Source organism: Moorena sp. SIO4E2, from assembly GCF_010671945.1.
Taxonomy (GTDB): Bacteria; Cyanobacteriota; Cyanobacteriia; order Cyanobacteriales; family Coleofasciculaceae; genus Moorena; species Moorena producens.
The window spans coordinates 37,173-58,298 of record NZ_JAAHIE010000004.1 but is presented as its reverse complement, the minus strand read 5'-3'; the positions used below and the strand labels follow the sequence as shown (position 1 = coordinate 58,298).

At 44.5% G+C, this 21,126-nt stretch carries 21 protein-coding genes, 1 tRNA gene and 1 pseudogene; 18 read left to right on the top strand and 5 right to left on the bottom strand.

The features are described 5' to 3' along the window. The 15 genes and pseudogenes from F6K37_RS01335 to F6K37_RS01265 form a co-directional block, all read left to right on the top strand. A pseudogene (locus F6K37_RS01335) lies at window positions 1–95 on the top strand (IS630 family transposase); the annotation flags it as partial. Between the two features lie 1,582 nt (window positions 96–1,677). Next, the gene (locus F6K37_RS01330; protein ID WP_287247666.1) at window positions 1,678–2,997 is read left to right on the top strand and encodes an AAA-like domain-containing protein; all 1,320 of its coding nucleotides are present in this window, start codon (window positions 1,678–1,680) and stop codon (window positions 2,995–2,997) included. Between the two features lie 107 nt (window positions 2,998–3,104). Continuing rightward, window positions 3,105–3,788 carry a dTMP kinase gene (gene tmk, locus F6K37_RS01325; RefSeq protein ID WP_287247664.1) on the top strand — a complete coding sequence of 228 codons (684 nt, stop codon included), beginning with the start codon at window positions 3,105–3,107 and terminating at the stop codon, window positions 3,786–3,788. After that, window positions 3,758–4,717 (top strand): DNA polymerase III subunit delta', encoded by a 960-nt coding sequence (gene holB, locus F6K37_RS01320; RefSeq protein WP_287247662.1) that lies wholly within the window; start codon window positions 3,758–3,760, stop codon window positions 4,715–4,717. The genes tmk and holB overlap by 31 nt, the downstream gene beginning before the upstream one ends. 445 nt (window positions 4,718–5,162) lie before the next feature. After that, window positions 5,163–5,765 carry a peroxiredoxin gene (locus F6K37_RS01315; RefSeq protein ID WP_287247661.1) on the top strand — a complete coding sequence of 201 codons (603 nt, stop codon included), beginning with the start codon at window positions 5,163–5,165 and terminating at the stop codon, window positions 5,763–5,765. 968 nt (window positions 5,766–6,733) lie between these two features. Next, complete coding sequence (locus tag F6K37_RS01310; protein ID WP_229414363.1) at window positions 6,734–7,138, top strand: ATP synthase subunit I; 405 nt, start codon at window positions 6,734–6,736, stop codon at window positions 7,136–7,138. A 76-nt stretch (window positions 7,139–7,214) separates the two neighbouring features. Continuing rightward, window positions 7,215–7,964, top strand: a complete 750-nt coding sequence (gene atpB, locus F6K37_RS01305; protein WP_008181099.1) for a F0F1 ATP synthase subunit A — start codon at window positions 7,215–7,217, stop codon at window positions 7,962–7,964. Between the two features lie 132 nt (window positions 7,965–8,096). After that, window positions 8,097–8,342: an ATP synthase F0 subunit C gene (gene atpE, locus F6K37_RS01300; RefSeq protein ID WP_008181101.1), complete on the top strand. Its 246-nt coding sequence runs from the start codon at window positions 8,097–8,099 to the stop codon at window positions 8,340–8,342. Window positions 8,343–8,443: 101 nt separating this feature from the next. Then, complete coding sequence (locus F6K37_RS01295) at window positions 8,444–8,875, top strand: F0F1 ATP synthase subunit B' (RefSeq protein ID WP_008181102.1); 432 nt, start codon at window positions 8,444–8,446, stop codon at window positions 8,873–8,875. A 208-nt stretch (window positions 8,876–9,083) separates the two neighbouring features. Beyond that, window positions 9,084–9,617 (top strand): F0F1 ATP synthase subunit B, encoded by a 534-nt coding sequence (locus F6K37_RS01290; protein WP_008181104.1) that lies wholly within the window; start codon window positions 9,084–9,086, stop codon window positions 9,615–9,617. Further along, the gene (gene atpH / locus F6K37_RS01285; RefSeq protein ID WP_008181106.1) at window positions 9,614–10,168 is read left to right on the top strand and encodes an ATP synthase F1 subunit delta; all 555 of its coding nucleotides are present in this window, start codon (window positions 9,614–9,616) and stop codon (window positions 10,166–10,168) included. The genes F6K37_RS01290 and atpH overlap by 4 nt, the downstream gene beginning before the upstream one ends. Before the next feature lie 170 nt (window positions 10,169–10,338). Next, window positions 10,339–11,856 carry a F0F1 ATP synthase subunit alpha gene (gene atpA, locus F6K37_RS01280; RefSeq protein WP_008181107.1) on the top strand — a complete coding sequence of 506 codons (1,518 nt, stop codon included), beginning with the start codon at window positions 10,339–10,341 and terminating at the stop codon, window positions 11,854–11,856. A gap of 97 nt (window positions 11,857–11,953) precedes the next feature. Then, window positions 11,954–12,211 (top strand): hypothetical protein, encoded by a 258-nt coding sequence (locus tag F6K37_RS01275; RefSeq protein ID WP_131826958.1) that lies wholly within the window; start codon window positions 11,954–11,956, stop codon window positions 12,209–12,211. After that, window positions 12,199–13,149: a F0F1 ATP synthase subunit gamma gene (locus F6K37_RS01270; RefSeq protein ID WP_008181110.1), complete on the top strand. Its 951-nt coding sequence runs from the start codon at window positions 12,199–12,201 to the stop codon at window positions 13,147–13,149. The genes F6K37_RS01275 and F6K37_RS01270 overlap by 13 nt, the downstream gene beginning before the upstream one ends. A gap of 68 nt (window positions 13,150–13,217) precedes the next feature. Then, window positions 13,218–15,110, top strand: coding sequence for an NAD(P)H-quinone oxidoreductase subunit F (locus F6K37_RS01265; RefSeq protein ID WP_008185066.1), 1,893 nt, complete (start codon window positions 13,218–13,220; stop codon window positions 15,108–15,110). 62 nt (window positions 15,111–15,172) lie between these two features. On the opposite strand, the gene F6K37_RS01260 is transcribed toward F6K37_RS01265, so the two are convergent. Then, complete coding sequence (locus F6K37_RS01260; protein WP_287247650.1) at window positions 15,173–15,355, bottom strand: pentapeptide repeat-containing protein; 183 nt, start codon at window positions 15,353–15,355, stop codon at window positions 15,173–15,175. Window positions 15,356–15,372: 17 nt separating this feature from the next. Here F6K37_RS01260 and F6K37_RS01255 point away from each other — a divergent pair, with 17 nt between their 5' ends. The 3 genes from F6K37_RS01255 to F6K37_RS01245 all read left to right on the top strand — a co-directional run bounded on the left by F6K37_RS01255 (window position 15,373) and on the right by F6K37_RS01245 (window position 18,405). Beyond that, window positions 15,373–15,600: a hypothetical protein gene (locus tag F6K37_RS01255; RefSeq protein WP_131827180.1), complete on the top strand. Its 228-nt coding sequence runs from the start codon at window positions 15,373–15,375 to the stop codon at window positions 15,598–15,600. Then, window positions 15,594–17,090 carry an NADH-quinone oxidoreductase subunit M gene (locus tag F6K37_RS01250; RefSeq protein WP_287247648.1) on the top strand — a complete coding sequence of 499 codons (1,497 nt, stop codon included), beginning with the start codon at window positions 15,594–15,596 and terminating at the stop codon, window positions 17,088–17,090. Before F6K37_RS01255 ends, F6K37_RS01250 begins: the two co-directional genes overlap by 7 nt. Window positions 17,091–17,259: 169 nt before the next feature. Next, window positions 17,260–18,405, top strand: a complete 1,146-nt coding sequence (locus F6K37_RS01245) for a CO2 hydration protein (RefSeq protein WP_287247646.1) — start codon at window positions 17,260–17,262, stop codon at window positions 18,403–18,405. Here F6K37_RS01245 and F6K37_RS01240 read toward each other — a convergent pair. The 4 genes from F6K37_RS01240 to ribH all read right to left on the bottom strand — a co-directional run bounded on the left by F6K37_RS01240 (window position 18,402) and on the right by ribH (window position 21,106). Further along, entirely contained in the window at window positions 18,402–19,670 is a 1,269-nt protein-coding gene (locus F6K37_RS01240) for a glutamate-5-semialdehyde dehydrogenase (RefSeq protein ID WP_287247645.1), read from the bottom strand. The genes F6K37_RS01245 and F6K37_RS01240 overlap by 4 nt on opposite strands. Before the next feature lie 6 nt (window positions 19,671–19,676). Continuing rightward, window positions 19,677–20,084, bottom strand: coding sequence for a hypothetical protein (locus F6K37_RS01235; RefSeq protein WP_287247643.1), 408 nt, complete (start codon window positions 20,082–20,084; stop codon window positions 19,677–19,679). Window positions 20,085–20,333: 249 nt separating this feature from the next. Continuing rightward, window positions 20,334–20,405, bottom strand: a tRNA-Gly gene (locus tag F6K37_RS01230). A 113-nt stretch (window positions 20,406–20,518) separates the two neighbouring features. Beyond that, window positions 20,519–21,106: a 6,7-dimethyl-8-ribityllumazine synthase gene (ribH, locus tag F6K37_RS01225; RefSeq protein WP_287247641.1), complete on the bottom strand. Its 588-nt coding sequence runs from the start codon at window positions 21,104–21,106 to the stop codon at window positions 20,519–20,521. Window positions 21,107–21,126 lie beyond the last annotated feature (20 nt).

Sequence of the window (21,126 nt, the reverse complement as noted above, 5' to 3'; positions counted from 1 at the left end):
TAGAGCATGATTTTAGTGCTTTAAAGAGAGCCAGAATGTATACTTCTATAGACACTTCTCTGGATGAAGTAATTCGTGAATATTGTGCTTCTTAGTGTCTCCTCCTTATTTAAAATAACTATAGTATTCTTGGATTCGTTACCTTTGATTCCCTATATATAATACGATTGCATTAATTAAATCCCCTAACCTAGGGTAGAAATATATTTTTTAACCAAAGTAATTATTGGATTGTTTTAAATCATAAAAACTTGGTAAGTTTTAGTTTAATAACTAATTATTAACTACACCTTCAAGACTCTAAATCCGGATATTTATTAAAAATTGATCAGTTACTGGATTTAGAAAGTTCTAACAATAGTTAGTGAATACTTTGTGAATACTCTCAACTTAAAAAAGCTTAAAATTATTTCCAGACAAATTTTCCCGAAAAAACTGAACACTTAAGACATATTTCTGTTCCCTGTTCCCTGTTCCCTGTTCCCTGTTCCCTGTTCCCTGTTCCCTGTTCCCTGTTCCCTGCGCGCAGCGCTATCAGTTATTAATTTTGGACTCTGATAGTCTTGGTAAAAAAACCCAGCACAATATGGATCGGAACCATAATTCCAATCAAGATGGTAGTGCTAACTAGTAGATAGGGATTGTTTGGTATCCCACATTCCGCACTTCAAAGTGTAGTTTGGAAGCTACTGGGTCCCGCTACGGCAACACAAACACTGATAACAGGTTAATTTATAACACCTTAAGTATTCCTAATCAACAATATCGCCAGCATTACCAGAGTATAGATACTAGAGTCTACATACAACACCGAATATTACAAACTGACCTGTGGACTCTCGGTTCACAGTCTATCGCCCTGAATTTTATCCCTGACTCCCAGAGCCACTGGATCTAGACTGTGATACACCCATAATTCTATATCCCAAAGGAATCATTACAAATGTGACCTTGCACTGTCAATAAAAACCCAATAAAAAGCTGTAGCCAATGTCTTAGAGGATTTGGCTACATCGTCGCGGCTAAATGCTAGGCATTTAGCCCACTAATCTACCGCTTTATTGAGACTATTATCAATTAACCCAAAATTTTAGGGAAAAATTTGCCCAAAAATTATTTTAATTATGTAATTATAATTAATTGATTTAATTTGTCAAGTGTTCAATGTAACTAATTTACTATCATGGAACCTAACTATCCATTCCGTGCCATACTGGAATCAAGCTACCTGATCTGATCAGCTTACTGATCCCTAAAAGCCTGTGTGACACTTAACTAGAGAATTTCCATTGGAGTTGTAAACCTAATTGCTTAGGGAAAGGCAAGAGGAATCCCCCCTAACCCCCCTTAGTAAGGGGGGCGGGCAAGAGGCAAGAGCTAATCAAGTATATAAAGATTTTTGGGAATCGAAAAAACTGTAATACTTGTTTACAATTCATTGGGAAATTCTATAGCAGTTTTCAATTGGGTGAGGTACTTTCGTCCTGGGTTTTAGGGAGTAGGGAGTAGGCAGTAGGGAGTAGGAATCCCCGCGCGCAAGGGGGTAATAAAATTGAATGTACCTCATCGGTATGATCAACACTCTATATTCCTTATAATTATTCAAACAATTGATCTTCCTTGGTTTTGGTCATCTCTGACTCAAGACCATCAGCAAAAGGTGCACAGAGTAAGGCGATGACAGTAGATCAGCTCATAGATGTACTCACAGTTATGGGGTACACTAAATTGACTTCCCTTCAGGAATGGATTCTGTACCAAGCCTGGGAAGAAAAAACCTATGCCGAGATGGCGGAGGAGATACACTACGGTAGTGAATATCTCAGGAGAATCGCTTCTAAGTTATGGCTATTGCTCAGCAAGATTTTTGGCAAACCAATCACCAAGGGCAACTTCAAACCAGTTTTAGCTAGCATTCCTCTGAGTCCCTTACAGCAAGAGCTAATCGAGCAATATTACCAATCCTTGAGCCAATGCCCAACCTTTCCCATTGGAGTAGTCCCCCTATCATCAGCGTTTTACATTAAACGTCCCGTTGTCGAAGAAATGGCTTACCAAGCCATTGAACAACTCGGAAGTCTAATCCTGATTAGATCCCCGAAAGAGACCGGTAAAACCTCTTTGATGCTGCGGATAGTAGACCGGGCAAAATCCCTAGGTTACGGAACAGTATGGATTAATTTTGCCCAAGCAGAAAGAGCGATTTTAAGTAATTTAGATCGGTTATTACGTTGGTTGTGTGCTAATCTATGTAATCAACTGGTGCTTGCCAAGCAATTGGATGAGTATTGGCATGAGGACATCGGCAGCAAAGCAAGCTGTAGCTCTTTTTTTCAAGGACATATCTTAGAGTCCCTTGAACAGCCCCTAGTTTTGGCGATGGATGAAGTGAATTTGCTCCTTGAGCATAGGCAAACAGCTCTTGACTTTTTTATTCTGTTGCGATCTTGGTCTGAGGCTGCCAAACACGTCACACCTTGGCAAAAGCTGCGGCTTGTGCTTGCTTACTCCACAGAAGTTGATATTCCTGTTAAAATAGCTGACTATTTATCGAATTTAGGATTGCCCATTGAATTACCCCAGTTTAACCTTCAACAAATTCAGCAGTTAGCCCAGCTTTATGGACTCGATTGGTTTAGAGGTCAAGCTAGGGAGAAATTAATGGCTATGGTGGGGGGACATCCGAAATTAGTGCAGCTTGCTCTCTATCACTTGGCTTGTCAAAACCTTAGCCTAGAACAACTTCTTGATCAAGCACCTACCCGAGAGGGAATTTATAGGGATCATCTGCTGCTAAAATTAACTAGACTTAGGCAAAATCCTGAGTTAGCCACTTTCTTCAACAAGGTGATTCAAACCGATAGAGGTGTTGAGTTAGATTCAATCTTAATCAATAGATTAAAGAATCTAGGTTTGATCATCTTTGACGGAAATCACGTCATGCCAAGTTGTGATTTATATCGTCAGTATTTATTAGCACAGCTTAAGGAGGCGTGATTGATCGCCAAGCTAATTGGAACCGCTGAATGCCTGAGCTTGTTCAAGCCATTGTTTAAGCTGTAGGCTATCAAACATTAGCGCCATGAGTAGTAAAGGAGGTAGGCTTGAGCGGTAAGCTAATTGTTTTCGAGGGAGTGGAAGGCGGTGGTAAAACTACCCAACTGCAGCGATGCTCAAATTGGCTTCGAGCTGGTGGCTTACAAGACTGTCTAGGTACTTTGGATCAAACCATGCCCGTTGTAGTCACAAGAGAACCGGGGGGAACATTATTAGGCGCTAAGGTTCGCCAACTGCTACTAGATAGAGATTCCTCACCTATTCACCCTCGGGCTGAACTTTTACTCTATGCTGCTGATCGGGCTGAACATGTTGAAGAGTTGATTAAGCCACAGTTGGTCAACGGAGCAATTATTTTATGCGATCGCTACACGGATTCCACAATTGCCTACCAGGGTTATGGCCGAGGTATTGACTTGAAATTGATCGAGGAGCTTAATCAAATTGCTACCGGTGGACTGGAAAGTGACCTCACCCTGTGGCTAGATATTGATGTCGAAATTGGTCTGGAACGGGCGCGACAGCGGGGAACCGTTGACCGCATGGAGCAAGCTGACTTAGCATTTCACCGACGAGTGCAGCAGGGATTTCAGGAGTTGTATCAACAAAATCCCGATCGGATTGTTCGGGTAGATGCTAGCTACAGTGAGGAGGAGGTGCATAATGCCATTCAGAAGATTTTGGGTGAACGGTTGAGAACATGGTTCCAGGAGCGTTCGATTTTATCCTAGGGCAAGACCAAGCGATCGCATTATTGCACGGAGCAATTACAACTAACCGCATTGCCCCTGCCTACCTGTTTGCTGGTCCATCTGGGGTGGGGCGGAGTCTGGTAGCACGGGCTTTTATTGAACAGTTGTTTTGTCAAGGTATCCCCGCTGATGGGCAAGTCTCAATTAAAAAACGACTTATTCAGGGCAATCACCCGGATGTATTGTGGCTAGAGCCAACCTATCTCCACAATGGTACACTGGTGTCTGCTACAGAGGCTGTCCAAAAAGGAATTCAGCGTCAGGCACCCCCCCAAATTCGGTTGGAACAAATTCGGGAAATTGCTCGGTTTCTGAGTAATTCTCCTCTAGAAGCATCACGCAAGGTAGTGGTACTAGAGCAGGCAGAAACTATGGCAGAGCCAGCAGCCAATGGTTTGCTGAAGACTCTCGAAGAACCGGGAAACGCTACGTTGATAGTGATCGCACCTAACACTGAATCTTTGTTGCCGACCCTAGTGTCTCGCTGTCAGCGGATTCCATTTTCTCGGCTGGGGCCCGAAACTATGACAACAGTGCTGCGGCAAACCGGTCATGAACAAATTTTACAGGAACCATCAGTACTCGCCATTGCCCAGGGAAGTCCGGGGGAAGCGATCGCTGCTTTTGAGCAACTCAAAGCCATGCCCCCAAACTTACTCACCCAACTTACCCAGTTACCCCACACATCCCGTCAAGCATTAGCACTGGCAAAGGAAATTGACAACAACCTGGATACCCACACTCAGCTTTGGTTAGTGAAGTATTTACAACACTGCTACTGGCAATCACACACTCAACCAGAGATGATTAAAAAGCTAGAGCAAGCTCGGCGATACCTGCTCAGTTATGCTCAGCCGCGATTGGTTTGGGAGGTAACCCTGTTGGAATTGAGTATTCTTGAAGCATGAAGGGTTAGGAGTAAATTATAAAGCATGAAGAATAAAGTGTAAAAGAGTAATTGGGAAGGATCAACGATAAAGCTCCATCAAATATTTCCTAATACTGGATACTTATATGCGCTCTTACCATTAAGAATTAAATTCGCCACGGGTCGCACCTGAAGGAAAGCCTACTAATCAAAATCGTTATGACTATGATCTAATTGTAAAGGTTCGTAAATAATCAATTAGATTTGATACCATTTGTGTGGTAGGTTACAGATCATGTCATGGTCTCGGCATGGACATGGGATATTGGTTAGATCATTTTCTTATCCATGAACTCCCTCTCAAGATGTATCTTTTTAGCCAGCACTTTGAGAAATAGTATGGGTAGCAAGGTTTGAGGTGACCACCACTTGATCAGCAATCTGTAGCCAACTGACACCCTAGACACTATAAGGAGAATAACGACATGACTACGACAGAAGGATGTCTCCGGGTAGGCCAACTGGCTCCCGACTTCACGGCCACTGCTGTATTCGAGCAAGAGTTCAAGACAATTAAACTGTCTGACTATCGTGGTAAATACGTCGTTCTGTTTTTCTATCCCCTAGACTTCACATTTGTTTGCCCTACTGAAATTACTGCATTTAGCGATCGCTTTGAAGAATTAAAAGAACTAGGCACCGAAGTCCTTGGCGTCTCTGTTGACAGTGAATTCTCTCACCTGGCTTGGATTCAGACTGACCGCAAGGATGGAGGTGTAGGCGATCTAGCTTATCCTCTGGTTTCTGATATCAAAAAAGACATCAGCACCGCTTACAACGTTCTTGACCCGGAAGCCGGTATTGCCTTACGTGGTTTATTCATCATGGACAAGGAGGGCATAATCCAGCATGCTACTGTCAATAACCTCTCCTTTGGTCGTAGCGTTGACGAAACCCTGCGTACCTTGAAAGCAATTCAATACGTTCAAGCTCATCCCGATGAAGTTTGCCCAGCAGGCTGGCAACCAGGTGACAAAACTATGAACCCTGACCCTGTTAAATCAAAAGTTTACTTTGCTGCGGTATAACTGAATCGCGAATATCTCCGCCCTCCTACCTTGAAGACGGAGCTTTGATACTGGGAAATTGAGTGGGTATAATACCTGTTCAATTTCCCATTAAAATTATGAGGGTAGTGATAAATAGGTAGTGATAGAACATTGCATTTCTGGTAAGCAAGTTGACCATTGCTCGATTAGGAAATCTTATCTAAATTCCTAATAGGCTAGAGGATATAGCACGGCAGTAAAGGAAAACAACAGTTGCTGTCCCCCCGCACTACCCCAGTCAAGAATGCTCGTTCTTTGTGGGAAAATGGTCAAGAAGTCTGTGTCAGTACCTCTCGCGAGTTGCGAGATTCTTCCTAAGAAGGATGCCAAATGATATATAACGCGATGCTCGGTACAAGCCGCTACGCGATTGGCCTACGGCCACGCTACGCGAACGCATCGGGATAGCAATACAAGATATAGACTTTCCCTGTTGAGTAACTTTTATTGCTTTGTCTGTTGGGTCGAACATAGTGAAACCCAACCTTGGCAATGGTTTTGTTGGGTTTAGCTATCGCTCCACCCCTGCCTACATAAAATCCAGGGTTTTTGCACTCAAGTCAGTCAATCAGGCAGTTATCAGGGTCTATCACGACGCGGCCACCCCCTCAAGGGTGGAGCTATAGAAACTTTCGTCTGCACCTCAAGGACTTAAAGAAAATCATTGGTGTGGTGAGCCTCAGTCTGCAACCTTAGTTTGTGTAGTCACTACCTATCCGTTACATGCACTTATCCGTTGCCCCATTTATCCATCACCCTGTCAGCCGAAACCCTTATTTATACCGCACTTCGGAGGGATTAGTTATTTTTATACCAGATTTGTTAAGTATTGTGACCTTTCCCATGATATGATTACGTCTGGTTTGTGAAAACAAGCCAGATCACTGGACTAGCATTTGCTGCTACCGGTGAACTTGTCAGATGACCCTCTTGAGAAACCATTGACCATGGAGGAAAACACGCAAACAAGTTACTTATCCCCTTCAACGAGTTCGTCAATGCAGGAGTATTACCAACTCAAACAAACTCTGTTGTTGGTCACCCTAGTCGCGACAGGGATTATTTTCATCTGTGTGTGGCTGGTTTACTCCCTCAACATTGCCTTAAATTATTTGATCGGGGCGTGTACTGGTATGGTTTACTTGAGAATGTTGGCTAAAGACGTAGAGCGGCTAAGCCAACAAAATAGACGTCCGAGCATGGCTCGGTTTGCGGTTTTTATTGGGATAATTGTAGTAGCCAGTCAATGGCAAAAATTACAAATACTTCCTATATTTTTAGGGTTTCTGACGTACAAAGCCGCAATTATCGTCTATGTGCTGCAAAGCCTAGTAAATCCTACCTCTAAGTAAGATTTATTTAAGTCGGATTTATTGGTAGGATAAACAGACGTTTCACCCTTGACAGAAATCTGGGTAAATCTCCAGAATGGAAATGATAAATGCTTTAAACGTTCTGAATTCTTTACCCCTTGCTTCCTTAGAAGTTGGTGAACACTTTTATTGGCGGATTGGCAATTTAACATTACACGGTCAGGTTTTTCTCACCTCCTGGGTAGTGATTGCTATTCTGGTAGTAGCTTCCCTTGCGGCAACTCGAAATGTCCAAATGGTTCCTGGCGGTATCCAAAATGTGATGGAGTACGCCCTAGAATTTTTGAGGGATTTAGCGAAAAACCAGCTGGGGGAAAAAGAATATCGCCCTTGGGTACCTTTTATCGGTACACTGTTTTTGTTTATCTTCGTGTCAAACTGGTCAGGAGCCCTAATTCCTTGGAGTATTATCGAGCTACCATCCGGTGAGCTGGCGGCTCCTACCAATGACATCAATACCACCGTTGCTTTAGCCTTACTAACATCCTTGGCGTATTTTTACGCTGGTTTGAGCAAGAAGGGTTTAGGTTACTTCGCTGGCTATATTCAGCCAATACCAATCCTCTTGCCGATCAAGATTTTAGAAGACTTCACCAAGCCCCTCTCCCTAAGCTTCCGTTTATTTGGCAATATTTTGGCAGATGAACTGGTAGTAGCCGTGTTGGTGCTGCTAGTGCCTCTGTTTATTCCCTTGCCAATTATGGCGCTAGGTCTATTTACCAGTGCAATTCAAGCCCTGGTCTTCGCTACCTTGGCAGCTGCCTACATTCACGAGGCAATAGAAGTCGAAGGCGAAGAACATTAAGGGATAACCTTATGATGGGAATGGCACGGTAGCCTTAAATTAGGAATAGTTGGAATTGATGACTCCTTCGGAGAATCCTTCTGACTAGTAGCTCTGTATTTTGTTCTTTAATCACGGATAAGAAAAATCATCATGGATCCAATCGTTGCTGCTGCTTCAGTTGTCGCTGCTGCTCTTGCTGTCGGTTTAGCTGCTATCGGCCCTGGTATCGGTCAAGGAAACGCTGCTGGTCAAGCTGTAGAAGGTATTGCTCGTCAGCCGGAAGCTGAAGGAAAAATTCGCGGTACTCTGCTGTTAACCTTGGCATTCATGGAATCCCTGACTATCTATGGTCTGGTAATTTCTCTGGTACTGCTGTTTGCTAACCCATTTTCTTAGAACCTGATACTTTATGTAGAGACGTTGCAGGCAACGTCTCTACATGGTAGGTCTGATACGGTCAATTGTTCGGTTTTATTCCGATTGGGAATCTGTGAAAAATGTTTGATTTTGATGCTACTCTGCCTCTGATGGCATTGCAGTTTCTGGTTTTGACAGTTGTATTAAATGCCATATTCTATAAGCCACTGACAAAAACCCTCGATGAGCGTGACGAATACATCCGGAATCAGGAATCTGATGCCAAAGAACGCTTGTCTAAAGCCGAAAAAATGGCTAAAGAGTATGAAGAACAGTTGGGTCAAGCCCGGAAGCAGTCTCAAGCTGTGATCGCTGCTGCCCAAGAAGATGCCAGAAAAATGGCAGCTCAAGCGATCGCTGAAGCCCAACAAGAAGCTCAGGCTGAACGAGCAAAAGCTCAAGAAGAAATTGATCAACAAAAACAGCAAGCAATGGCTTCCCTCGAACAACAAGTCGATGATCTATCTAGCCAAATCCTAGAAAAATTGTTAGGGCCAGCGTTAGTAAGATAAATGGTTGGGCCTTGACCGCCTGACCCATATATTTACTACAACTCCTAAGAGATTGGCGATGTGGGAGTACTGTCAAACTATGTCAAACTATTAATTATCTTGAGATAATTGTCTTGAGATAATTGTCTTGAGATAATTATCTTGAGAGTAGGTGGACAGGTCATAGCTTAGCAAGATTATGCGTTCAAAACAATTGTAAACGGATATGATGGGGAATTTAGTATTATTGGCAACAGAAGCTCATGGAGAAGGTGGTTTCGGATTAAACTTTAATATTCTTGAAACCAACCTAATCAACCTGAGTATTTTGTTGGGGGTACTGTACTACTTCGGTCGCCAATTAGTGGGAAACGTTTTGAGTGAGCGACGCTCAAAAATTGAACAGACTATTAAAGAAGTAGAAGCTCGTCAAAGACAAGGAGCCGAAGCCTTAGCAGATCAACAGCAGAAGTTAGCTCAAGCCCAAGTCGAGGCAGAAAACATTCGTGCTGCAGCAGAAGTTAATGCTAAAGCAGCTAAAGAGGCAATTTTGGCCGCTTCGGCTCAAGAGATAGAACGGATGAAAGAATCAGCAGTTCAGGATTTGAACTCGGAAAGGGAACGAGCCATGGCCGAACTACGTCAGCGAGTTGCTACTATGGCAATGGCTAAGGTGGATTCCCAACTAAGAGAGACATTAGATGACTCTGCTCAACAACAATTAATTGACCGCAACATCGCTCTGTTGGGAGGTGGCTCATGAAAGGTGGTTTTTTGAGTGGCCAAGTACTCGAACCTTATGCAGAAGCTTTCCTCGATTTGGCTAAGTCCGATAACGAACTCAAAGGCAAACTGAGTGAGGATGTAGATACTCTGCTGAATCTTTTGAAAGAATCGCCACAATTGCAGGAGTTTTTAGGCTCTCCTGTGGTCAAAGCTGAGGATAAAATCGGGGTGTTGCAACAAATTGCTGGGGACCAACTTCACCCCTACACCATGAATTTTTTAAGAATTCTAGTAGACCGTGGGCGCATTGTGTTTTTGGAAGGCATTTGCCTGAAGTACCAAGAACTTCTCAGGGAGTTAGATCAAACTGTTTTGGCTGAGGTCAGTTCAGCAATAGAACTCAGTGAAGCTCAGCAAGAATCAGTTCGTGAGAAAGTTAAGTCCCTCACGGGAGCCAACCAGGTGGAACTGCAGACAAAAATTGACCCGGATGTAATCGGTGGTGTGATCATTAAAGTCGGGTCTCAGATATTTGATGCCAGTCTCAAAGGACAACTACGTCGCATCGGTATGGCTCTGACCAGTTGAAGTACGTCACGTTGGTGGTTGTTAGCCTGAGGCTTCCCTTTTAGGGTAGGTTAGTAAGTTAAAAGTTAACCCCTTGGGAAATAACCTTGAACAGTTAATAGTCAACAGTCAAAAGTCAACAGTTAATAGTTAACAGTAAACAATTAGTTAGTTAACGATAAAAACACATCATGATTAGCATTAGACCAGACGAAATTAGCAGCATTATTCGGCAGCAAATTCAAGGGTATAACCAAGGTTTTGCGGTTTCCAACGTTGGAACGGTTTTGCAAGTTGGTGATGGTATTGCCCGGATTTATGGCTTGGAAAAGTGCATGGCTGGGGAACTGCTGGAGTTTGAAGATGGCACCGTTGGCATTGCCCTGAACTTAGAACAGGACAATGTGGGTGCAGTGCTGATGGGGGATGGTTTACAGATCCAGGAAGGTAGCTCGGTTACTGCTACTGGTAAGATTGCTCAGGTACCCGTCGGAGAGGCACTGATTGGTCGGGTAGTTGATGGCTTGGGTCGTCCCATTGATGGTAAGGGGGATATTCAAAGCACTGAATCCCGTCTGGTGGAATCCATTGCCCCAGGGATTATTGCGCGGCGTTCAGTTTGTGAACCCATGCAAACTGGAATCACCGCTATTGACGCTATGATTCCCATTGGACGGGGTCAGCGAGAGTTGATTATTGGTGACCGACAAACCGGGAAAACTGCTATTGCTGTAGATACGATCATCAACCAGAAACAAGAAGATGTAATTTGTGTCTATGTTGCTATTGGTCAGAAGGCATCTACGGTAGCCCAAGTGGTGAATACCCTCCAGGAAAAAGGAGCATTAGACTACACTGTGATCGTGGCAGCGAATGCCAATGACCCAGCTACTCTACAGTTCTTGGCTCCCTACACCGGTGCCTCGATTGCCGAGTACTTTATGTACAACGGTAAGGCAACCCTAGTGATTTATGATGACTTGTCTAAGCAAGCTCAAGCCTATCGCCAGATGTCCCTACTGCTGCGCCGTCCACCAGGACGGGAAGCTTATCCAGGAGATGTGTTCTACGTCCACTCCCGGTTGTTGGAACGGGCAGCTAAACTGAATGATGAACTGGGTGGTGGTAGTATGACCGCACTGCCTATTATTGAAACTCAGGCTGGTGACGTATCAGCTTACATCCCGACTAATGTAATTTCTATTACCGATGGTCAAATCTTCCTCTCCTCTGACCTATTCAACTCTGGTGTCAGACCAGCGATTAACCCTGGTATCTCAGTGTCACGGGTAGGTTCTGCTGCCCAAACCAAGGCCATGAAGAAAGTGGCTGGTAAGTTGAAGCTAGAACTAGCCCAGTTTGACGACTTGCAAGCTTTTGCTCAGTTTGCCTCCGACTTGGATGCCGCAACCCAAGCTCAGTTGGCTCGGGGTCAACGTTTACGGGAAGTGTTGAAGCAACCTCAGAATTCACCCCTAGCTGTGTTTGAGCAAGTGGCAATCGTTTACGCTGGACTCAATGGCTATCTCGATGATGTGCCTACTGATAAGGTGACAACTTTTACTCAGGCACTGCGGGAGTACTTGAAAACCAGCAAGCCAGAGTACGTTGAGATCATCAAAAACGAGAAGAAGCTCACTGATCAAGCCGAAAGCATTCTAAAGGAAGCGATCGCAGAATACAAACAGACCTTCCTAGTCTCTGCTTAACAGGTTAAAGATTAGTTTCGGTTGCAGGTTAATTTCCGTTGCAGGTTACCGGTTAGTAGGTTGCAGGTTAGTAGGTTGCAGGTTAGTAGGTTGCAGGTTGCAGGTTAATTTCAGTTGCAGGTTAGTAGGTTGCAGGTTCTCTAAAAAACAGTCAACCTACCCTACACCGAACCCCAAAGGCCAACAACCAGACAACCTTCAACCTTCAACCAGACAACCTTCAACCTTCAACCAGACAACCTTCAACCTTCAACCAGACAACCTTCAACCTTCAACCAGACAACCTTCAACCTTCAACCAGACAACCTTCAAGCCGAGACAACCGTCATCCTTGAACAGATTATGCCTAATCTAAAAGACATTCGCGATCGCATTAAGTCAGTCAAAAATACCCGGAAAATCACCGAAGCGATGCGCCTTGTGGCTGCGGCTAAGGTACGTCGTGCTCAACAACAGGTGACTGCCACCCGTCCTTTTGCTGACCGCTTAACACAAGTTCTCTACGGTTTGCAAAACCGGATGCAGTTTGAAGATGCCAATCTGCCCCTACTAAAAGAACGGGAAATCAAGAATGTAGGCTTGCTCGTCGTTTCAGGGGATCGAGGACTATGTGGCGGTTACAATACTAACGTTATCAAGCGTGCCGAAAACCGTGCAAAGGAACTACAGGAGAAAGGGGTTGGCTACAAATACGTGCTAGTTGGACGCAAAGCTATTCAGTACTTCGAGCGCCGCAATCAGCCAATTGATGCCAAGTACACCGGTTTAGAACAGATTCCCACAGCATCAGAAGCATCTATGATTGCTGACCAACTCCTCTCCCTGTTTCTGTCTGAAACCGTAGACCGGGTGGAGTTGATATACACCAAATTCGTCTCATTGATTAGTTCTCGACCTGCGGTTCAAACCCTGCTACCCCTAACAGCTAAGGGACTAGAATCACAGGATGATGAAATCTTCAGACTGACAACTAAAGGTGGTGAGTTCAAGGTGGAGCGGGAGGTAGTCACAAGGGGAACTACCGAGACTTTCCCCCGTGACATGATTTTTGAACAAGACCCCGTGCAAATCCTCGATGCCCTGTTGCCTTTATATCTAAACAACCAGTTACTACGGGCATTACAAGAGTCAGCAGCTAGTGAACTGGCTTGTCGGATGACAGCAATGAGTAATGCCAGTGATAATGCATCGGAACTGACTGGTAAACTAACCCTAACCTACAACAAGGCACGGCAAGCCGCAATTACCCAGGAAATTCTGGAAGTTGTGGGTGGTGCTGAAGCACTCGGTTAATTTCATTTTATTTAATTAGTACCGATTTTTATTTAATTGATTCAATGAAATGATGAGGTCAAGGCGTGATGACTGAGTTCCTTACTCAGACTATTTGGGTAGTTCCTATTTACAGTTGGATTGGGGCATTTTTAACTATCCCCTGGGCAACAGGAATAGTGCGTCGTACAGGACCAAGACCAGCGGCTTACTTTAACCTGTTGATGACACTTTTCGCCTGCATTCATGGCTGGCTAATCTTCCAGGCTTCATTACAAGAAGCCGTGCAAGAGATACAGTTTCACTGGCTAATGGTTGCTGATATTGACATATCCTTTGTTCTGGAAGTCTCACCAGTGAGTACTGCAGCAATGGAGTTTATCACCAGCCTAAGTCTATTGGCTCAACTCTATGCTCTTGGATATATGGAGAAAGATTGGGGATTAGCTCGCTTCTTTGCCCTGATGGGATTTTTTGAAGGGGCATTGATTGGAATTGTCTTGAGTAATTCCTTATTCCTGACCTATGCTCTGTTGGAGATGCTCACGCTGTGTACTTTGTTAATTGTGGGTTTTTGGTATGCTCAGCCTTTAGCACTCAAAGCTGCCCGAGATGCTTTTTTAACCAAGCGTGTAGGAGATATCTTGCTGCTAATTGGGGTGGTGAGCTTAGCCACCTTTGCGGGAAGCTTAACCTTTTCAGACTTGTATACCTGGGCTTATTCAGCTAATCTACCGCCACTCGTAGGTAACTTACTGGGATTGGCTTTGATTGCTGGTCCAATTGGTAAATGTGCCCAATTCCCCTTGAATTTATGGTTGGATGAGGCGATGGAGGGACCGAATCCCGCCTCAGTACTTCGGAATTCCTTGGTGGTGACTTGTGGTACTTATGTGCTGATTAAACTGGTGCCGATTGTGACCATGATCTCACCGTTGACCTTATCAGTGTTAGTAGTTATTGGTACTATCACAGCACTAGGCACCTCAATGGTAGCGATCGCACAAATCGATATTAAGCGATCGCTTTCCCATTCCACCAGCGCTTACATTGGTTTAGTATTTATCGCGGTTGGAATGCAGCGCTCTGATATTGGTGTGATTTTACTGGTTGCCCATGCCTTTGCTAAAGCCCTGATGTTTATGAGCATCGGGGGGGTAATCTTGAACACCAATAACCAAAATCTAGCTGAAATGGGGGGCTTAGGGTCAAAAATGCCCGCTACTAGCACTGCCTTTGCCGTGGGTATCGTTGGTCTGATTGGACTTTTCCCCCTGGGTGGCTTTTGGGCAATGAGTGAAGGGATTAACGCCTTTTGGTTTGATGCCCCTCTTCTGGTCATACCCTTTCTCTTCGTTAACGCAGTTACTGCCTTAGGTTTAGTCCGGGTGTTTCGGCTCGTTTTCCTAGGGAAACCCCAAGCCAAGACCCGTCGAGCACCAGAAGTACCGTGGGCTATGGCATTACCAATGGTAGCGTTAACCATACTGACATTGCTGGTACCAGTGCTAATGCGTCCGATGGAATTGCTATCGGAATGGGAGTACCTCAATCCCCTAGCCGAGGTAACCTTGGTAATCTCTGGTGTCGTAGGTTGCACTGCAGGGGCTTTAATTTACCTACCCAGAACCTGGTCGCGGTCAATTCGGATGCCGTTGAAATTGTTCCAAGACCTATTCGCCTATGACTTTTACCTGGACGAACTGTATCGTTACACCATCGTGTTTGCTGTTCTCCTATTTTCCAACATTACAGCTTGGATCGATAGATATATCGTTGATGGGTTAGTCAATCTGGTTGGTTTAGGAACAGTATTTAGTGGTCAAGGCCTAAAATACAGCGTTTCCGGTAAATCACAGTTTTATGTACTGACTATCCTATTAGGAATCAGCTTATTGGCAATCTTCATCACTTGGCCCTTGAATCAGTGGTCTTTGAGTCAGTGGTCTTTGGAGCAGTGGTCATTGTTCATAGGTGATTAGTTGAAGGTTAGCTGGTTGAAAGTTAGCTGGTTGAACGCGATCGCGTGGCCTTTTGGCCAAGGTTAGCTGGTTGAACGCGATCGCGTGGCCTTTTGGCCAAGGTTAGCTGGTTGAAGGTTAGCTGGTTGAAGGTTAACAGGTTGAAAGTTAACAGGTTGAAAGTTAACAGGTTGAAAGTTAACAGGTTGAAAGTTAGCTGGTTGAAGGTTAGCTGGTTGAACGCGATCGCGTGGCCAATAGGCCAAGGTTAGCCCTTTAACTGTTGAAGCTTCAACCCCAAACAACCTTTAACCCTAAACAACCTTCAACCCTCAACCCCAAACAACCTTCAACCTTCAACCCCAAACAACCTTCAACCTTCAACCCCAAACAACCTTCAACCTTCAACCCCAAACAACCTTCAACCTTCAACCCCAAACAACCTTCAACCTTAAACCCCATGACAACAGTTAGTAAACAAATGATTAGGAGACTGGTCGATTTATGTTGAGTGCCTTGATTTTGGTACCAATACTGAGTGCCGCTATAGTGGGGTTTTGGCCCGGGAATGTCACTGCTAAAGCAGCTCGTCAAATTTCCTTGGTAGTTACTGGTGGTATTTTCCTCTGGTCAGTAATATTGATGACCATGTTTAACCCCGGTGACGTGAATCTACAATTTCAGGAAAATCTTCCTTGGATTCAGGCGATCGGTTTGACCTATAGTTTAGGGGTAGATGGTCTATCATTGCCCTTACTGATCCTAAATGGTCTGCTAACCGCAATTGCCCTGTACTGCACAGATTCCAACGTCATTCGCCCTAGGTTGTATTACGCTCTGATGCTCTTGCTGAATGGCGCTGTTGCCGGTGCCTTCCTAGCTCAGGATTTACTGCTGTTTTTTATCTTCTATGAGCTAGAACTCATTCCCCTATATTTGTTGATTGCCATTTGGGGGGGTAAGCGCAGAGGCTATGCTGCAACCAAGTTTCTCCTCTACACAGCCCTTTCCGGAGCCTTGGTTCTAGCGTCATTCCTCGGCTTAGTGTTTTTGAGTGGTTCCTCTAGCTTTAGCTACACCGAGACCAGGGAGCTGGCATCATTACTACCCGTTGCTCAGCAATTAATTCTCTTAGGAGCGGTTCTAATTGGCTTCGGGATTAAAATTCCCTTTGTGCCATTCCATACCTGGTTGCCAGATGCCCACGTGGAAGCATCAACCCCAGTTTCAATTCTATTAGCTGGTGTGCTCCTGAAATTAGGTACCTATGGTTTGTTGCGGTTTGGCTTAGGTTTGTTTCCGGAACCTTGGACAATTCTGGCACCTTGGTTGGGAATTTGGGCAGCAGTCAGTTCCCTTTACGGAGCTTTTAATGCCATTGTCCAGAAAGACATGAAAAAAATGGTGGCATATAGTTCTGTCGCTCACATGGCATACATTCTGTTAGCTGCTGCTGCTGCCACTGAGTTAGCGTTGGTATCCTCAGTTTTACAGATGATCAGTCACGGGTTAATATCAGCGCTACTGTTTTTATTAGTCGGTATCATTTATAAGAAAACTGGCTCACGGGATATCACTATCCTCAATGGTCTATTAAATCCAGAACGGGGTCTGCCAGTAGTTGGTAGTTTGATGGTGCTTGGTGTAATGGCTAGTGCTGGTATCCCTGGCATGGTGGGATTTATCTCTGAGTTTCTGGTCTACTGGGGTAGTCTCCAGGTATTGCCAATCCCAACTATCCTATGCATGCTCAGCACCGGTTTAACGGTTGTTTACTTTTTACAACTAGTTGGTGGAGCCTTCTTTGGTCGTCTCGCTACCCATTTAACTGATTTACCGACCGTTAAGTTCACAGAACAATTACCAGGGCTGGTTTTAGCGCTATTGATTGTGGTTCTGGGACTACAACCAGGATGGTTACTTAATTTAAGTGAACCGATCACAGCAACTTTGGTAACGACACCACCGAATGTAGCTGTGAAGGTATCAACTAATAGTTGAAGCTTAACAGGTTGTTCGCGTAGCTTGGCCGAAATGTAGAATGCGCGAATGTAGAATGCGCGAATGCGCGAATTTATAATTCTACATTCTGCATTCTACATTTTTACAGACAACCTTCAACAACCTTCAACCTTCAACCTTAAACCAAACAATCGTCAACATAATTATTATGTTATTGAGCCAAAAAAACAAACAAAATCATCCCCTAGAGGAGTATATCAAGCGACTACAAACTGGTAGTGCCCTCCTATCAGATTCTCCACAAAACCTTATGGAAGTAGTCGGGATACTTCACAGCTACGGCATTGTTTTAGATGCTTACTCCCGCAATCTTATCTACACTGCCGATCATCAATTTTTAGTGTTTTTTCCCTTCTTTAAATACTTTAATGGGGAGATTTCCTTATCAAAGCTTTTACGTCATTGGTGGCACGACCGAATTAACTTTGAGTACGCTGAATACTGTATGCGCTCGATGTTATGGCACGGTGGTGGAGGCTTAGATACTTATCTCGACACCGATGAATTTGAGCAACTATGTGCCAAAGCAATTCAGGCAAAGTTTAAGACCAATCCCCTGATGCTGGGAATGAACAAGCTATTTCCTGAATTCTTGCCCGAACAAGTGCGAATGCTTGCCTATTACAGTGGATTAGGGCAATTCTGGCGGGTGATGAGTGATATATTTATGTCCCTATCTCAGGGCTATGACCAAGGGGAAATTAAGTCGATTCCCCAAGTGGTAGACCATATTAAAGCAGGGTTAGTCGCAGCAGCAAACAAACCCATTACCTATGCCCCTAAGATTGGGGATAAAAGGTATGAGATTATTCCCGAATCGGTTGGTTTGACCTTCCTGTCTGATACAGGAATACCCTATGTAGAGGCAATTTTCTTCCGGGGAACACCCTTTCTGGGCACAGTATCTATGAATGCCCAAGCGTACCAGATTTCCCCAGATCAAACTCGATTTACCTATGGCGCGTTGTATGCTGACCCATTGCCTATTGGTGGTTCTGGAATTCCACCGACATTGCTGATGCAGGATATGAGGCATTATCTACCCAACTATCTCAGAGATTTTTATATGCGATCGCATCGGGGTGAAATTGACTTGCGGGTTAGAATTTGCCAAACCTTCCAGAAATCTATGTTTTGTGTAACTACAGCTGCGATTTTGGGGCTAGCCCCTCATCCCATGGATACCACGGATCCTGCTGAACTTGAGGAAAATCGAGCGTATTTGGAATACTGGATGGATCGATTTATCCCCTCCCGGTTGAGAGCAGCTAATGGTCAAATGACCAACGCCTAAAACTGCCCATTACCCTGAACTACGTGTTTAAGGGTAGTGAGAGTCTCCAGGCTAATCATGCCGCTATGATGTCCTTTTTGGTTAGACATACCTAGAAACACGGAGTCTCCTGGTTGCGGATTCCGTGAAAATCTTGGTGAAGAATTAATGTAAACCGATGCACTATCTACACCTAAGGCAAACTGACGGCTTTCCTGATAAGAATCTGTCACCAGGCAGTCAGCATGACCGCTGCTATATTGATTAATCCAAGCAATCCCTGACTCTATGCAATCTACCACTTTCAACGCAATAGTTTTGCTCAAATAGGCTTGACCCCACTCGGATTCTGCTGCTAAGGTCAATTGTTCAGGAAACTTAGCCACTAGATGGGCATCACCTCTGAGTTCAAAACCGTTTTCCTTGAGGTTGTTCAACAGGGTAACTAAGGCAGAGGTTTTTTGATTCTGGTTAATCAGAATTTTTTCAATAGCATTGACCGGATCCGGCTGACTGGCGTGGCTATCTAAAACCATATGCCTAAGCAGATCGACGTTACCATTAGCAGACCAGTAAAGGTAGCAGTTACCAATGGCCGATTGCAAAACTGGTGCAGTTGATTGCTGGATCACCTGCTTGAGCAGGGTTGGTCGTCCGTGGGGAATTACCAAATTCAGATATGGATTTTGAGTGACCAAATCCCGAATCGAAGCTCCCTGTCCAGAGGGGAATAGTTCCAGACATCCCGTTGGCAAACCGACCTCATCCAAAGCATTTTGCAACGCTTGAGCAATCACCTGGTTAGATTGACTGGCTTCGCTACTGCCTTTGAGAATCAGGGAGTTACCAGTTTTGAGACAAAAGCCTGCGGCAATTGCACCTAGTTCAGGGAATGCCTCATAAATTAGAGCAATCACTCCCAACGGCATTAGCTGACAGTAGGTCTGAGATTGGTCAGTTTGATAGGAAGCGTTCATCACCCGCCGGATTGGATCAGATAAATTTCCAATCCTTTCCAGGATCCCGATAGCCATCTGTAGCCTTTCTGGTGTTAGCTTCAGCCAGTCCAAAATTAGGTCTGGCACTGCCATGTCCCTACTGGTTTCCAGATCTAGGGTGTTAGCTTCCAAAATATCATCAAAGGAGTTTCCCATTGCTTGAGCCATGGCCTCGATGCCACGAGAGCGCTCTTCTCCCTTGGTGTTTGCCAATGCCCGAGAAGCATGGTGGACACTGGCCATTAAATCATGTAACTTCGAGGCCTTGCTCCCAGAGTCTGTGTTCATTGTTAGTTAACGCCGGTAAGCTAGCCAAACCATCATAGCCGGAAGTACTGCTAGCAGTACTGCCAGTAATGCCCATACTATGATACCTGGCCCTTTTTGGGAGTGAAGTGCCAAAGGCAACCAGACAATCAGCAGAACTAAGACAATACCCAACGCTACAGGTAAGTAGCTTTCCCCAAGACTACCATGGATTGTATTCCAACGATGTCCTGTCCAAAGCCAAGCTTTTTTATAGGGGTAGTGGGTGGATAGTTGCTCAATCACATAACCACTTTCGTCTACCACAAAAATTTGCTGACAGCGATTGCAGCCAAGGGCTTCGGTCAGTGTAATTGGCACTAAATGACCCCGACGCCGACAAGGGCAGGGATACTCAGAGTTTAAGTCAATCTTTTGACCTTTTTGAGATTGCACAAGCGTTATTAAAAACCAAAAGACATCTGGTTAGGTTTATCAAAAAACCTTGAATTGGTAGTGCTGCATGATTATTTAAATATTGGGACACTATAAAGCGTATGGTGTCCCCATCTATTATAATAAGCTTATTCTTTAAGGTTATTGATGGACACTGCCACGGTTTGCATCAAGTTGGATACTTGAGCTGAAGGCAGCATGCCCAAAGTTGTATTACTTCAGGTATGACAGGTTTATTGACTATCAGTAAGCGGGTAACGCGATTCGAACGCGCGACATTCACCTTGGCAAGGTGACGCTCTACCACTGAGCTATACCCGCACCTCAACTTATCTCTTTCTAGTATGTCAGATCAGCCAAAATTTGTCAACCCCTTTTACATAAGCTTTCAGATTCAAGAAAATTAGGAAAATCTCCCAAGATTAACTCATATGTTAGGAATCAGGGTCAGATTCTGAAGCAATTGTCCAATTTGTCGAGAATGGTAGAGTTTGTTGGCTTAAAGTTCCCTGTTCAGACTCTTCATAGCCTAATATTGACTCTTGACCCCGAAAACTCCGGATCAGGTTAGCCATTTCTATGGCATTCATGGCATATTCCCAACCTTTATTGCTCTTGATTCCCGCCCGTTCTAGAGCTTGCTGCATGGTATCTACAGTTAAAATACCAAAAATAACAGGTACCCCGGTTTGAAAACCAGCAGCAGCAATGCCCTTGGCTACTTCAGCAGACACATAATCAAAATGGGGAGTTTGACCCCGAATCACTGAGCCCAAGCAAATCACTGCATCATAACGACCGCTAAGAGCAGCTTGGCGAGCCATCAATGAAATTTCAAAGCTACCCGGTACCCAAATATAGTCAACTTGAGTACCTTGGGGATTGGGATCAATGCCATGGCGTTTTAAGCAATCTTTACACCCGTTTAAGAGTTTACCTGTCACTAGGTCATTAAACCGACCAATGATAATCGCAAACCTCAGGGAGGTAGATGATGTAAAATTTCCCTCGAAAACTGCCATGACTATCGTTCTAAAGGCTG

What these genes read in the sequence shown, in the direction of transcription:
- F6K37_RS01240 (WP_287247645.1), bottom strand. Translation starts at nt 19,670, where the DNA reads ATGAACACAGACTCTGGGAGCAAGGCCTCGAAGTTACATGATTTAATG.
- F6K37_RS01265 (WP_008185066.1), top strand. Translation starts at nt 13,218, where the DNA reads ATGACTGAGTTCCTTACTCAGACTATTTGGGTAGTTCCTATTTACAGT.
- F6K37_RS01290 (WP_008181104.1), top strand. Translation starts at nt 9,084, where the DNA reads ATGGGGAATTTAGTATTATTGGCAACAGAAGCTCATGGAGAAGGTGGT.
- F6K37_RS01245 (WP_287247646.1), top strand. Translation starts at nt 17,260, where the DNA reads ATGTTATTGAGCCAAAAAAACAAACAAAATCATCCCCTAGAGGAGTAT.
- atpB (WP_008181099.1), top strand. Translation starts at nt 7,215, where the DNA reads ATGGAAATGATAAATGCTTTAAACGTTCTGAATTCTTTACCCCTTGCT.
- F6K37_RS01315 (WP_287247661.1), top strand. Translation starts at nt 5,163, where the DNA reads ATGACTACGACAGAAGGATGTCTCCGGGTAGGCCAACTGGCTCCCGAC.
- ribH (WP_287247641.1), bottom strand. Translation starts at nt 21,106, where the DNA reads ATGGCAGTTTTCGAGGGAAATTTTACATCATCTACCTCCCTGAGGTTT.
- atpH (WP_008181106.1), top strand. Translation starts at nt 9,614, where the DNA reads ATGAAAGGTGGTTTTTTGAGTGGCCAAGTACTCGAACCTTATGCAGAA.
- F6K37_RS01270 (WP_008181110.1), top strand. Translation starts at nt 12,199, where the DNA reads ATGCCTAATCTAAAAGACATTCGCGATCGCATTAAGTCAGTCAAAAAT.
- F6K37_RS01310 (WP_229414363.1), top strand. Translation starts at nt 6,734, where the DNA reads ATGGAGGAAAACACGCAAACAAGTTACTTATCCCCTTCAACGAGTTCG.
- holB (WP_287247662.1), top strand. Translation starts at nt 3,758, where the DNA reads ATGGTTCCAGGAGCGTTCGATTTTATCCTAGGGCAAGACCAAGCGATC.
- atpE (WP_008181101.1), top strand. Translation starts at nt 8,097, where the DNA reads ATGGATCCAATCGTTGCTGCTGCTTCAGTTGTCGCTGCTGCTCTTGCT.
- F6K37_RS01295 (WP_008181102.1), top strand. Translation starts at nt 8,444, where the DNA reads ATGTTTGATTTTGATGCTACTCTGCCTCTGATGGCATTGCAGTTTCTG.
- F6K37_RS01330 (WP_287247666.1), top strand. Translation starts at nt 1,678, where the DNA reads ATGACAGTAGATCAGCTCATAGATGTACTCACAGTTATGGGGTACACT.
- F6K37_RS01250 (WP_287247648.1), top strand. Translation starts at nt 15,594, where the DNA reads ATGTTGAGTGCCTTGATTTTGGTACCAATACTGAGTGCCGCTATAGTG.
- atpA (WP_008181107.1), top strand. Translation starts at nt 10,339, where the DNA reads ATGATTAGCATTAGACCAGACGAAATTAGCAGCATTATTCGGCAGCAA.